Origin of the sequence: Dactylosporangium sp. NPDC049742 (assembly GCF_040674675.1) — a bacterium.
Classification (GTDB): domain Bacteria; phylum Actinomycetota; class Actinomycetes; order Mycobacteriales; family Micromonosporaceae; genus Dactylosporangium; species Dactylosporangium maewongense.
In genome coordinates, this window is record NZ_JBFANF010000009.1 from 74,197 (window position 1) to 86,982 (window position 12,786).

Annotated in this window: 8 protein-coding genes and 1 pseudogene; 5 read left to right on the forward strand and 4 right to left on the reverse strand. The window is 75.0% G+C overall.

Annotated features, from left to right (window positions below):
* Positions 1-3 precede the first annotated feature (3 nt).
* Positions 4-99: pseudogene (locus AB0J72_RS14355) on the forward strand (pentapeptide repeat-containing protein); the annotation flags it as partial.
* Positions 100-122: 23 nt separating this feature from the next.
* Here the strand turns inward: AB0J72_RS14355 and AB0J72_RS14360 are convergent.
* From AB0J72_RS14360 to AB0J72_RS14370, 3 genes are all read right to left on the reverse strand, one after another.
* Positions 123-2,654: a DUF5682 family protein gene (locus tag AB0J72_RS14360; RefSeq protein WP_363398655.1), complete on the reverse strand. Its 2,532-nt coding sequence runs from the start codon at positions 2,652-2,654 to the stop codon at positions 123-125.
* 5 nt (positions 2,655-2,659) lie between these two features.
* Complete coding sequence (locus tag AB0J72_RS14365) at positions 2,660-3,772, reverse strand: AAA family ATPase (protein WP_363398657.1); 1,113 nt, start codon at positions 3,770-3,772, stop codon at positions 2,660-2,662.
* A gap of 286 nt (positions 3,773-4,058) precedes the next feature.
* Entirely contained in the window at positions 4,059-7,679 is a 3,621-nt protein-coding gene (locus AB0J72_RS14370; protein ID WP_363398659.1) for a DUF4132 domain-containing protein, read from the reverse strand.
* Positions 7,680-7,850: 171 nt separating this feature from the next.
* Between AB0J72_RS14370 and AB0J72_RS14375 the strand changes: the two genes are divergently transcribed.
* Positions 7,851-8,216, forward strand: a complete 366-nt coding sequence (locus AB0J72_RS14375; RefSeq protein WP_344502548.1) for an MmcQ/YjbR family DNA-binding protein — start codon at positions 7,851-7,853, stop codon at positions 8,214-8,216.
* Between the two features lie 39 nt (positions 8,217-8,255).
* On the opposite strand, the gene AB0J72_RS14380 is transcribed toward AB0J72_RS14375, so the two are convergent.
* Positions 8,256-8,378, reverse strand: a complete 123-nt coding sequence (locus AB0J72_RS14380; RefSeq protein ID WP_363398662.1) for a hypothetical protein — start codon at positions 8,376-8,378, stop codon at positions 8,256-8,258.
* Between the two features lie 604 nt (positions 8,379-8,982).
* On the opposite strand from AB0J72_RS14380, the gene AB0J72_RS14385 reads away from it, so the two are divergent.
* From AB0J72_RS14385 to AB0J72_RS14395, 3 genes are all read left to right on the forward strand, one after another.
* Positions 8,983-10,938, forward strand: coding sequence for a BTAD domain-containing putative transcriptional regulator (locus AB0J72_RS14385; RefSeq protein ID WP_363398664.1), 1,956 nt, complete (start codon positions 8,983-8,985; stop codon positions 10,936-10,938).
* Between the two features lie 141 nt (positions 10,939-11,079).
* Positions 11,080-11,829, forward strand: a complete 750-nt coding sequence (locus tag AB0J72_RS14390; RefSeq protein WP_363398964.1) for an NUDIX domain-containing protein — start codon at positions 11,080-11,082, stop codon at positions 11,827-11,829.
* On the forward strand, positions 11,826-12,773 hold the full coding sequence (locus AB0J72_RS14395) for a serine/threonine protein kinase (protein ID WP_363398666.1): 948 nt from the start codon (positions 11,826-11,828) through the stop codon (positions 12,771-12,773). Before AB0J72_RS14390 ends, AB0J72_RS14395 begins: the two co-directional genes overlap by 4 nt.
* The last annotated feature ends 13 nt before the right edge of the window (positions 12,774-12,786 follow it).

Here is a 12,786-nt window from a genome sequence, read left to right on the forward strand (position 1 = left end):
GTCCTGAGCGGCGCTGTCCTGAGCGGCGCTGTCCTGAGCGGCGCTGTCCTGAGCGGCGCTGTCCTGAGCGGCGCTGTCCTGAGCGGCGCTGTCCTGAGCGGCGCTGTCCTGGTTGGGCGGGTTCATGTCAGGAGTCCTTCGCGGGTGAGTGCCGCGTCGACCCGGGCCTCGAGCTCCAGGGCGGCGGCGACGAACGCCGGGTCGGTGCTCCGCCTGCGCAGCAGCGCCCGGGGGCTCCCGCCGAGCCCGCGCCTCGCGAGCAGGTGCCCGGCGACGGTCTCCCGTTCCCGGGGCGGGAAGTACGTGAACGCCTGCCGCAACGCCGGCAGCGCGATCAGGAACTCCGCCTCGCCCATCCCGCTGATCAGGTCGTCGAGCACGTCGAGCACCCGCGGCGCGTGCAGCACCTCTTCGCGCGCCACCGCGAACAGCCCCGCCAGCCAGTCGCCGGCCGTGCCCGGGGCCGCCGCGCCGCGTACCGCCCGCACCGGGTCCTCCCAGCCGCTGCCCCCGTCCTCCGGGTCGGTGGTGTCCACCGACCAGCAGAAGCCGAACGCGGCGCCGCGGAGGTCGGGCGGGGACTCCCGGTCCTCGGCGACCCGGCGCATCACGGCGAGTGCGGCCTCGCGGTCGAGGGCGAGGCGCGGCCCGGCGTGCACCGTGGTGTCCCGGACCGCGACGACCGCCGCGATGCGGACGGGGTCGGCCGGGGAGGCGCTGCCCCGTACACCTTCCGCGAGCCACAACGCCCGCTGGTGGGCGGCGGCGATCACCGTGCCGAGGGGGACGCTGCCGGCGGTGCCGAGGAGCCGGTCGTGCCGCCACAGGGTCAGCACGACCGCGAGGAGCCGGCCGAGGTCGCCGAGGTCCCCGGCGGTGCCGACGGCCGCGCCCAGGTCGTGCAGCACCTGGTCCGACAGGCGGACCGTGCCGCACAGCGCCGCGTCGAACAACGCGTCGGCGAGACCGGCGACGTCCGCCCCGCGGATCCGTTCGGCGAGGACGGCCGCGGCGGCTTCGTCGAGGGTCGCGCCGTACGCCCCGGCCTCGATCAACGCGACCAGCCGATGCTCATGGACGGTGACGTCCCACTGCTCCTCCAGCACCGGATCGACCCCGGTCCGCGGCCCCTGCCGCCGCTCGAACCCCGGGATCCGCAGCACCCGCAGCCGATGCAGCAGCCGGCTGCGCCGCAGGCCGTCGTCCTCGGTGAGCGCGACGGTGACCGTACCGCCGACGCCGAACCCTTCCCGTTCGAGCTCGACATCCGCGTGGTGCACGAGCGGCGGCAGCGGCGTCGACGGATGCAGCCGGCCGACGCGGGTGCCGCTGAGCGCCGCGACCATCTCGACGACGACCGGGTGGGTGCCGGCCCGCAGCCGCCCACGGGTCGCCCACGGCAGCGGCTCGTCGAGCGCGTCGTGCACGAGCGCCCCGGCAAGCCCGTCGAGGATGTCGGTCCTGCCCGGGTACTGGTGTCCCCGCACGAGCGCCAGCCCGGCCGCCGACGCCCGCGCCGCGATCAGGTCCGCCGTCGACGCCCGCTGTTTGCGCTCCCGCAGCCGTCCGACGACGGCCCCGGCCAGGTGGTCGGCGGCCTGCCGCGGCCCCCCGTCCCACAGCTGCTGGTAGTACTCCGGCGACGGCATCCCCGACTGGTACCCGTCGAACGCGTCCAACCGCCGGAACGAGTACGGCACCAGGAAGCTGCCCCCGACCGCCCCCTCCGGCAACACCGGCACCTCAGGCCACGCCGTGCCCTCACCCACGCCACCCACCGACGCGGCACCCCCGGCGGCACCTTCACGCGGCACCGGCACGCCGAACCGCGCGGCTCCCCCGGCCGCGCCCACCGGCTCCTCAGGCGACGCCCCACTCTCGTCCGCACCTGCTCGCGGCGCCGGCACGTCGGACCGCCCGGCGTTCCCGTCCCCGGCACCCACCGACGCTCCGGGGGACGCGCCACCCCCGTCCGCACCTGCTCGCGGCGCCGGCACGTCGAACCGCGCCGTGCCCCCGTCCGTCAGGCGGATCAGCGCCGGCCGGTGGAACCCGCCGGTGACCACGACGACGGGACGGTCCCCCGCGTCGGCGGCGGCCGCGCGGATCCAGCGGGCCATGTACGCCTCCCGCCGCACGTCGCCCTCGCTCGCCGGGGTCTCCCCGCGCAGCAGGTCGAAGTACGCCGCGAGCCGCTCGGCGATCCCGTCGTCGGGCGGGATCTCGAACAGGTGGTCCCACAACGCGTCCACGTTGTCGACGGCGAACTCCGTGCACAGCCGGTCGACGACCTCGGCGTAGCGCTGCTCGGCGTCGGCGTACCGGTTCTCCCGCTGCCCGAGAGCCGGGTCCCACGCCGGCAGGTCGATGAAGCGCACGGTCGCGCCGGCCCGGTGGCCTTCCTGCAGCGCGACCCACTCCGGCGAGTACGCGCAGAACGGCGCCCACGACGCGCAGTGCCGCTCGTCGTCGCGGTAGCTGCTGAACACCGCGACCGGCAGCTCGTGCCCGAGGAGCAGCTCGCCGATGCGGTCGTTCATGTCGGCGGGCCCTTCGACGAGCACGTACGCGGGCCGCAGCGCCGCGATCGTGCCGGCGACGAGCCTGGCGCAGGCCGGGCTGTGGTGCCGCACGCCGATGAACGTGGTGGCCATCGCCGCTACCCCGGCAGCTGGTGCCGGGCCGCGTGCAGTGCCTTCCACTGCGCGCCGGTCCGCCAGGTCAGCTGCTGCTCCAGGTACCGCCGCAGCTTGGCCAGATCCTCGGTGTTGTCCTTCGCGGCGGTGCCGGCGAGGCACGACACCAGGTCCTCGGCGGTGCCGGCCTCCCGGCGCAGGAACCAGCCCCGTAACCCGACGGCGTGCGCGACGGAAACGGCCTCAGCGGTGCTCATGACCGCCGACAGCCGCTCCATCGTGTCGCCGCGCGCCGACTGTCCCGTCCGCAGCTCCCGGAACGTCGTCACGAGCACCTCGAGCACGTCCCGGCGCGGTGCGGCGGTGACCCCGGACCGGCGCAGCAGCGCGCCCGCCTCCGCCTCGACGAGCGCGAGCTCCGTGTCGAAGTCGGCGATCGGGAACACGGTCTCGAAGTTGAACCGCCGCTTCAGCGCCGCGCTCATCTCGTTGACGCCCCGGTCCCGGGTGTTGGCGGTCGCGATCACGTTGAACCCGTCGCGTGCGAACACCATCGCCTCCGCCCCGGTCAGCTCGGGAATCGCGAGCACCCGGTCCGACAGCGGCGACAGCAGACAGTCCTGGACCTCGAGCGGGCAGCGGGTGATCTCCTCGAACCGCACGACCTTGCCCTCGGCCATCCCCCGCAGCAGCGGCGCCCGCACGAGCGACCGCTGGTTGGGCCCTTCCGCCACGAGGAGTGCGTAGTTCCACGAGTACTTGATCTGGTCCTCGGTCGTCGCCGCCCCGCCCTGTACGGTCAGCGTCGACTCCCCGCTCACCGCCGCCGCCAGCAGCTCGGACAGCAGCGACTTGGCGGTGCCGGGCTCACCGACCAGCATCAGCCCCCGGCTGGTGGCGAGCGACACGAGGGCCCGGTCGATCAGCGACGGGTCACCGACGAACTTACGGCTGATCCCCGCCGACGGGTCCCCCACGATGAACCGCCGCGCGGCCGTCAAGCTCAACGCCCACCCCGGCGGCCGCTCCCCGCTGTCGGTGTCGCGAAGCTTCGCCAGCTCGTCGGCGTACCGGACCTCGGCCGGCGGCCGCTGCACAGCGGTGCCCTCCTCCAGCAACTCGTGCGCAGCGCTCACAGCCTGACCTCCCGCAGGTCTCTGATGATCTCGGACACGGTAACGGGGCCTAGCCCGCCGACCATGCCCGGCCCGTCCCTCTCCCACCTGGCCACGCCACCCCCACCGACCCATACCTCCACAAACCCCAACCCCGCCAACCCCGTCACGCCGCGCCCACCCGCTCCCACGACCCGGCCCGGACCCGCGACGCCACCTTGCACCTGCTCCATCTGCCCGATCCGTTCCCCTACGCAAGCCGGGCGTAGTTCGTCAGGCGAGCCCGTTCCTCTGGTGGTGTCCTCGGTCATGCGGTCGCTGCTTCCAGGTCACGGACGAGCTCGTACGCCCCGATCGGGTCGAGGTCGGCGAGCCGCAGCCGCTCCGTCCCCAGGTGGCCGGCGTGACCCCGCACGACGCAGACGTCGGTGATCGCCTGGACCGGGTCGACGGTCGGGTCGGCGTGGTGCAGCCCGGGGTCCAGCTCGACGACGGCGATCCGATCACCGGGGAGGTCCCGCTCGATCGACCCCCACCCGTCCCGCAGCCCGCTGCCCGTGCGCCGCCACGCGCCGCGGAGCAACGCGGCGAACCTCCCGCTCGGCGCCTTCACGCCGACGAACCGGACCAGCACGTCACGGTCCACCTCCTCGGCGGTGAGCGCATGGGACCCGCGCCCGAGCTGCGGAAACGGCTGCAGGATCGCATAGTCGGCGAACACCCCGGCCCACGCGGCCACCCCGTCACCGAGGTGCAGCGGATGCGCGACCCCGACCACCGCGTCGTCGGCCAGCGTCACCGGCTCGTCACCGACCCCGGCGAACGTCCGATCCTCCGCCACCCGCACCCCCACAACGCCCCGCGCCGCCCCGAAACCTCCACCCGAACCGACGGCCGCCACCTCGACCCCGGCGCTCAGCACGGTGACACCGCACCCCAGCCCGCCACCTCCACCCGAACCAGCGACCCCGATCCCGGCGCTGAGCGCGGTGGCACCCCGCCCCGGCCCGCCACCTCCACCCGAGCCAGCGACCGAGACCTCAAACCCGGCGCCCAGCATGGCGCGGGACGACACGGTGTCGTCGGAAGCGGCGTCACCTGCCGAGACGGCATGGCCACCCACCACGAGAGCGCGGTCGCGTCCCAGGGCAGAGCTGCCAGGTGGACCGGCGAGCTCGGCCTGCCCGGCGGACGGTTCGGCGGGGAAGACGGCCCAGACGAGGCGGCGGGCCACGTGGAAGACCAGCGGGTGGTCGACGATCAGGCGGCGGAACTCGGCGGCGGACCAGCGGCGGCCCGACACCATGGCGTGCTCGAAACGCGTGACCTGGTCGGCGGCGACGGCCCGCGCGTCCTTCTTCAGCAGCGTGAAGCGCTGCGCGGCGGCGCGGGCGAGGGCGGGGTCGTCGCGGGTGCCGGGCTTCGGCAGGTCCTTGCGACGGGCGCCGGTCCCGTCGATGACGAACGGCCTGAGCTGCTCGTCGAGCCCGACCGTGAACCGGCGTGGACCGTAGTCGAGCGTGAGGGTGCCGGCGGCGTCGAGGCCGAGGTCGGGGACGAGCCGGTCGGCAAGCTGGTCCGGGGACAGGTCGAGGGACGCGGCGACCTCCGCCAGCCGCTCCTCGGCGCGGACGCGGATCGGCTTGGCGCGGACGGTGGTGGTGAGGCGGTGCAGGTGGGTGAGGGCGCCCTCGGTGCCGATCCTGGCGATGACGTCGACGGCCGAGGCGGCCCTGGTCGTGGCGCCCTCGACGGGCCAGGCTCGGACGTACGCAGCGAGGTGGCGGGCCGTTTCGTCGTCGCCGAGCAGCGCCTGGGCCTCCAGAACCCAGCCGGCGCGCGGCGGGGCGCCGGCCTCGACCCAGCACTCCAGCAGCGACACCGCGAACGCGGCGAGCGACGCCGGGGTGCACGCCTCGGCGACGACGGCCAGGCCGGCATACGGCTCGCCCTGCTTCGACATTGCGAGCATCGTCAGCACGTGCCGCGCGGCGTCGGGCGGGACCGTGCCGGCGCCGCCGCGCAGCTCGATCGGGGTGAGGGCGGCCGGGTCGGCCCAGTCGGGCAGCGCCGGCACGCGGCCCGGAAGCACCAGCAGGGGGTCGGTGTCGAGGAGGTCGGTGACCGCGGCGGCGGCGCCGGCACCGTAGGACCGGGCGGCGGCCTCGACCGTGTCGCGGAGGTCCAGGTCGGCGAGGACGCGCAGCGCCTGGCCGGCGAGGCGGCGCGCGGACCCGGCCGGGCCGACCGCGGCGGGGACGAGCGCCCGGGCGGCGGCCGCGGGGTGCCGGCGCAGCCAGTCGGTGGCGCGCTGCCGTGCGGCCCGGCCTCCGTCGAGCCCGCGGGCGACGGCGGCGGCGACCTCAGGCCCGGTGAACGGCATCAGCAGCGGGCTCGCGCCCGACCGGTCGACCTCGAGGACGAGCGGCAGCACGAGCACGCCGAACCGCGCGATGAGCGCGGGCGCCCAGCGCTCATGGTCCCAGCGCCGGGTGGGCCGCCAGCGGGCGGCGACCGGCGCGGCGATCTCCATGGGCGCGCGGAGGAAGAACCCGAACCTGTCGAACCAGGCGCACCGCCCCGCTTCGATGTCGCGGGCGAGCGCGGTCCAGTCGGACCGCAGCGGCCCCCACTGGCCGGCGGTGCCGGCCCGGTCGAGCCATTCGGCCTGCTCCCCCGGCTCCCAGCCGATCGCCGGCTCGTCGGTGCAGCGCAGCCCCGGGACGACGAGGGGTTTGCGGGCGGTCCGCCGGACCGAGACCCATGGTGGTGTGACGAGCAGCGGCGGCAGCGCCTTGGGCGGCGCGACGACGCGGCGGTCGAGTGCGCCGAGCTCGGCGGCGACCCTGGTGGCGGCGGCGCCGGCGAGCGCCGGCAGGACCTCTTCGGCGGCGGCACGGTGCCGGGCGACGTGGGTGCGCAGCCGCTGGGCGATCCGCGGCCGGGACGCGCCCTCGGCGAGCAGCCGCACCGCCCGCCGCGGGAACCGGTCGCACGCCTCGGTCAGCGCGGCCGGGACGTCGCGCTTGTCGGCCCGGTCGACGAGGGCCTGGAGCGCCTCGTCGGTCGGCATCACGGCGAGGGTCGACAGCATGGCCCGCCGGGCGTCGGCGGACGACGACCCGAACCGGTCCAGCCACACCACGAGCGGCGGCACGACGGCGACGCCGAGCCCTTCGGCGATCGTGTGCAGCAGCGCGGTGTCGGCGAACAGCCCCCACGGCGGATAGGACCCGACGAGGGTCTCGGCCTGCTCTGCGGTCGTCACCGACGCGAGGGTCAGCCGGGTGTGCCAGTCGTCGCCGACGACGTGACCGCGCACCTCCTCCTCGACCCAGGACGTCTCGGTCGGCGCGAGGAACGCCGTCACCACCCGGTGCGTCGCCGACCGCTCCCGCCAGGCGGCGAGCCGCCGCACGAGCGCCCGGTACTCCTCCTCGGGCGCCGCGGCGAGGGCCGCCCGCACCCGCGCCAGGACGGGGAACGCGCCCTCGGAGCCCCGCAGGTAACGGACCACGGGCTGCCCGACCAGGGTGGTGCCGGCGCCGAAGCTGCCATAGCCGAGGCCCTGCAGCTCCATGGCGGCCTCGACGGCGAACGGCAGCCCTCGGCCGGCGACCCACCCGTCGGCGAACACCGCCGCGGCGGCCCGGCAGCGCTCGTCGGGCGGCCCGACATACGCGGCGACGACCGCGGCCGCACCGAGCGGGGTGCTGGCGGCGTCGCCGTCGAGGTGCGCGAGGCCCTCGGCGCTCACGTCGGCGGGGGTGCCGGCGTTGGTGAGTGCGGCGCGCAGGCTGGGGCGCTTGTCGAGCAGCGCGGCGATGTCGGCGGCCCAGGTCGCGCTCGGGCTGAACCCCGCGGGCGCCCCGCCGCGCCGCGGCAGGATGTCGCTCAGCCAGGAGGCCGGAACCCCGAACGTGCCCATGTGCCGCCTCCCCGTGGTCCGTTTCGGATGGCGGTCACCATAGCGACGCCCACCGACAATTTCGGGTGAGGCGGCCGCACGCTGCGGGAACGGCTTTGATCACGAAATTGAGCAAATGGGGAAAATCGGATCCTCGGAAAAGTGTCAGACCCTCCTGTTACACCTACAGACATGGGAATCCGAACCAGCCGCGGGGTGAGCGTCGACGAGGCGCTCCGGATGGTCCTGACGCTGCCCGAGGTGGAGCAGCGCCAGCACGGCAACCATCTCGGCTTCCGGGTGCGTGACCGGGGGTTCGCCTACCTGTGCGAGGACGACTGGACCATGCTGGTCAAGACGTCCCGTGAGGAGCAGGCGGCGCTCGTCGAGGACGACCCGCGGGCCTACAAGAAGTCACACGTGTCCGGCCGGTTCGGCTGGGTGCAGGTGCGTTTACGCAAGGCGCACGAGGACGAGCTCGCCGACCTGATCACGGAGGCGTGGCGGATGACCGCACCGCGGCCGATCGTGGCACGTCTGGATCTCGCGTTGAGTTAGCGGGTGATGTACAGAGTGAGCCTCCGCCACCCGGTCCGGCTATCGCAGCGCCGACACGACCATCATGACGAGCCCGGCACTCAGCGCGGTGAGGAAGGCGACCGCGAGGACGATGCGCGACGACAGACGAGCGACCGGGGCGACGTTGGCCATGATCTTCATACGCGGGAGGAAACCATGACGGCCTGAAGCCGGCCTGTGGCCCAGCTGAAGGCAAGCCCGCCGCGCCGAGCGCGCCACGCGGGGCCGTGTCGGCAGCCAGGGACCAAACCGGCGCAGGGACCATGTCCGCAGAGGGCAAGCACGCTCGGCGGAGGGCGATGCGCGACGCCGTTGGAGGAGCCGCGCCCGCAGCGGCAACGCGCTCAGGCAGAGGGCAACCTGCTCGGCGGAGCGGACCCGACCCAGCGGGAGCGGCACCGGCCCGGCGGAGGGCGAACCGGTCCGGCGGAGGGCGAACCGGTCCGGCGGAAGCGGAGGCGCGCCAGGCTGAATCGAACTCACCCCGCTGAGTGAGGCCCTCCTGCGGAAGAAAAGTCGGCTCGTCTGCACGGCACCGTCGATGCGGGGAAGGCGCCAGCTGGAGAGGTCGCTTGTCCAAGGAGCCGTTCCAGCTGCGGCAATCCGCCCGGGCGAAGTGGCAGCCGGGCGAAGAAGCAGCCACGTCGAGCGGCAGCCCGGCAGAGCGGCAGCCCGGCAGAGCGGCAGCCAGGCAGCCCGGTGAAGGGGCGGCCGGGTGGAGGGGCGGCCCAGTGGAGGGGCGGCCGTGTGGGGGGAACCGCTCAAGGTGTGGCGGGGGCTGCCGATTGCGGCGGCTGTGGACGTGCGGGTGCTGGGGCAGATCGAGATCATTGACGGTGACGGCCGGCGGATGACCGGGGATGACCTGCCGCGGCGGGCTCGGCAGGTGCTGGGGGTGCTCGCGGCGCGGCATGACCGGGTGCAGTCCAAGGATGCGCTCGCGGACGCGGTCTGGGGGGTGGACCTGCCCGGGAACGCGACGGCGGCGCTGGAGCACTACGTGTCGGTGCTGCGGCGGGCGTTGCAGCCGGGGGTGCCGACGGCGAGGTCGTTCATCGTGACGCGGGCCGGTGGGTACGTGTTCGCCACCGACCGGGCCCGGCTCGACCTCGCCGAGCTGCGGGTGGCCGCGAAGGTCGCGGAGCGACGGCCGGGGCAGCTGGACGTGCGGGAGCGGATCGTCGAGCTGGCGCCGGAGCTGCCGTTCGTGGAGGACGAGTACGCCGACTGGGCCGCGCCCGCGCGGGCCGAGGTCAAGGCGGTGCTCGTCGCGGCGCTGCTCGACCTGGCCGAGCCGGCGGCGGCCGCGGACCCGGCCAGGGCGCTGCGGCTGGCGCGGGAGGCGACGGAGCTGGAGCCGTTCACCGAGCGCGGGTACCGGCTGGCGATGGTCGCCGGTGCGGCGCTGGGCCGGGCCGACGAGGTCGTCCGGTGGTTCGACCTGTGCCGGCGGGCGCTCGCCGACGACCTCGGGATCGCCCCGTCCGCCGACACGACGTCGCTGCGGGACCGCCTTCTGGCGGAGCTCAACACCGCCGCGGCCCGACCGGTGGAGAGCGCGGCGAACGGCGACCGCCGCCGGGGCGGGGACCGGCGCAAGGCCGACCGGCGTGCCGCGGCGGCCACGTCCGATGCCGGGGAGAGCGGCGCCGCGGAGCTGGTCGAGCGGCGGCTCGCCCTCGTAAGGGAGGCAGGCAGGGAAACCGGCAGGCAGGCGGCGGGCGGGTCGGAGGACGCCGCGGGGTTCGTGGGGCGGCGGGGTGAGCTGGCCGCGCTGCGTGACGGGCCGGGGGTCGTGCACGTGGTCGGGCCGGCCGGGGCGGGGAAGTCGGCGCTGCTGGGGCGGCTGCGGGACGAGGCGCCGGAGCGGGTCGGGCTGGGGCGGGGGCCCGGGCCCGGCGGGGCGCTGCGGCTCGGCTGGTTGCGCACGGCGTTGCACCAGTTGGGGCGGCCCGCGGACCGTACCCTCGACGCGGCGATGCACGAGCGGCGCACGCTGCACCCCGCCGAGCTGGACGCGATCGCCGCGGACATGGGTGGGTGTGTCGTCGCGGTCGACGACGCGGAGCATCTCGACGCGGACTCGGTCAGCGAGCTGCGGTGGCTGCGGGAGCGCGGGGTGCGGGTCGTCGTGTCGTACCGCTACCCGTCGGCGATCGCGGACCGTCCCCTGCACGCGCTGGACGCGGACCTGGTGCTGCGGCTCGACCCGCTCGGCGAGCGCGACCTGCCGGTCGACGTCCTGCAGGCCAGCGGCGGCATCCCCGCGCTCGTCGCGGCCGCAGGAGGGGCCACAGGAGGAGCCACGGGCGGGGCCACGGGAGGAGCCGCGGGCGGGGCCACGGGAGCGGCCGAGCGAGGAGCCTCGGGCGCGGCCGAGGGCGGGGATCCGGCGATCGCGGAGGCGGTCGCGATGCACCTCGCCAGGCAGCGGACCAGGTGGATGCCGCCGGCGGCGTGGGAGATCCTGCGGCTGACCGCGGCGCTCGGCACGTTGCGGGTGGAGCAGCTGGCCGCGGCCGGTGGGCTGGACCTCGACGAGGTCCTGGCCGCGGTCGACCGGCTCGTCCACGCGCACCTGCTGGTGGAAGGGCCCGGCGGCAGCGTCCGGCACCGCAGCGACCTGGTCCGGTCCGCCGTGGCCGCCCAGATCTCCGCCGCCCACGGCCACCACCTCCGGGATCGCCTCGCCACCGCGTAGCGCCGGCCGGACGAGGCACGACAACCCGACAAGCAGCGCCGTACATCAGCCGCAAACGCGACAGGAAATCCTCGTTGCGCCAGGGAGCGGCGCGTCGTATGTTGTTCTCAGATCGAGAAATACTCTATCTGAGAAGGACTCATCGTGAACGACGCCGACTTCCTCGCCAGCTACGACCCGCGCGCCTACCCGCCGGTGGCGGTGACCGTGGACATCGTGGCGTTCACGATCCGCAACGGCGTGCTCAACGTGCTGCTCGTGCGGCGCGCCTGCCCGCCCAGCGAGGGCATGTGGGCGCTGCCGGGCGGGTTCGTCGGGCAGTGGGAGGACCTGCCGACCGCCGCCGCGCGGGAGCTGGCCGAGGAGACCGGCGTCGCCACCGCGCACCGCCGGCTGCACCTGGAGCAGCTCGGCACGTACGGCGCACCGGACCGCGACCCTCGCATGCGGGTGTTCTCGGTGGCGTACGTCGCGTTCGCGCCGGACCTGCCCGATCCCGTGTCCGGCTCCGACGCCCGCGAGGCGGCCTGGGTGCCGATGGACGAGCGGCCTTCGGAGCTCGCGTTCGACCACGGCACGATCGTCGCCGACGGACTGGAGCGCGCCAGGTCGAAGCTGGAGTACACGCCCCTGGCGACGAAGTTCGTCGGCGAGGAGTTCACGATCGCCGAGCTGCGCGCGGTGTACGAGACGGTCTGGGGCGAGCCGCTGCACGCCGGCAACTTCCACCGCAAGGTGCTGTCGGTCCCCGGGTTCGTCGAGAGCACCAACACGACCACGGAGCGCGGCGGCGCCCGCGGCGGGCCGCGGGCCAAGCTCTACCGCGCCGGCGACGCCCGCCTGCTGCACCCCGCGCTGCTGATGCCCAGCCGAGAGGAGACGGTGCGATGACCACCACCGCCGAGGCGATCGCACTGATCGAGTCCGCCGGCGGCAGCCTGTTCGACGGTGATGACCCGGCCGGCACCTACCGGCGGCTCGCCCGCCTCACCCACCCCGACGTGGCCGGTCCGCAGGGCGCCGCCGCGTTCGCCCGGCTCACCGAGCTGTGGCGCAACCACGGCACGATCCGCAGCGCCAAGGGCGCCTACTCGACCGCGACGCTCGCCTTCGAGGGCGACCTGGCCAACCTGTACGCCGTGCCGGAGGGCCATCTGAAGCTCGTCCGCGACCCGGCGTGCAACGACCTCATGGCGCGGGAGGCGACCGCGCTGCAACGGATCGCCGACCGGGGCGACCCGCGCTACCTGCCTTACGTGCCGCGGCTCGTGGACACGTTCCGCCACAAGGAGGACGCCACGACCAGGCGCGGCAACGTCGTTGCGACCTCCGCAACGGGGTTGCACAGCCTCGCCGAGGTGGCGCTGCGCCGGCCGAACGGGCTCGACCCGCGCGACGCGGCGTGGATGTGGCGGCGCCTGCTCGTAGCGCTCGGCCTCGCGCACCGCGCCGGCGTCGTGCACGGCGCGGTCGTGCCCGAGCACGTCCTCATCCAGCCGGAGGACCACGGGGTCGTGCTCGTCGACTGGTGCTACAGCGTCACCGAGCCCGGCGACCGGATCCCGGCGATCGTGCCGCACCGGCGCGACCACTACCCGGCCGAGGTGCTCGCCCGCGAGACCCCCGGCCCGTACACCGACCTGGCCATGGCCGCCCGGCTGATGGCCGACCTCATGGGCGACCGCGCCCCGCAGGCACTGCGGCGCTTCGCCGACGGCTGCCGGCTCGCGTCACCGAGGCAGCGCCCCGACGACGCCTGGAAGCTGCTCGGCGAGCTCGACGACCTGCTGCACCGCCTGTACGGCCCCCGCAAGTTCCGACCGTTCACGCTCTGAGAAGGAGACCCTC

Bases quoted from the DNA above. Each gene is read 5' to 3' on its own strand.
- AB0J72_RS14360 (WP_363398655.1), bottom strand. From the start codon at position 2,654: ATGGCCACCACGTTCATCGGCGTGCGGCACCACAGCCCGGCCTGCGCC.
- AB0J72_RS14370 (WP_363398659.1), bottom strand. From the start codon at position 7,679: ATGGGCACGTTCGGGGTTCCGGCCTCCTGGCTGAGCGACATCCTGCCG.
- AB0J72_RS14375 (WP_344502548.1), top strand. From the start codon at position 7,851: ATGGGAATCCGAACCAGCCGCGGGGTGAGCGTCGACGAGGCGCTCCGG.
- AB0J72_RS14380 (WP_363398662.1), bottom strand. From the start codon at position 8,378: ATGAAGATCATGGCCAACGTCGCCCCGGTCGCTCGTCTGTCGTCGCGC.
- AB0J72_RS14395 (WP_363398666.1), top strand. From the start codon at position 11,826: ATGACCACCACCGCCGAGGCGATCGCACTGATCGAGTCCGCCGGCGGC.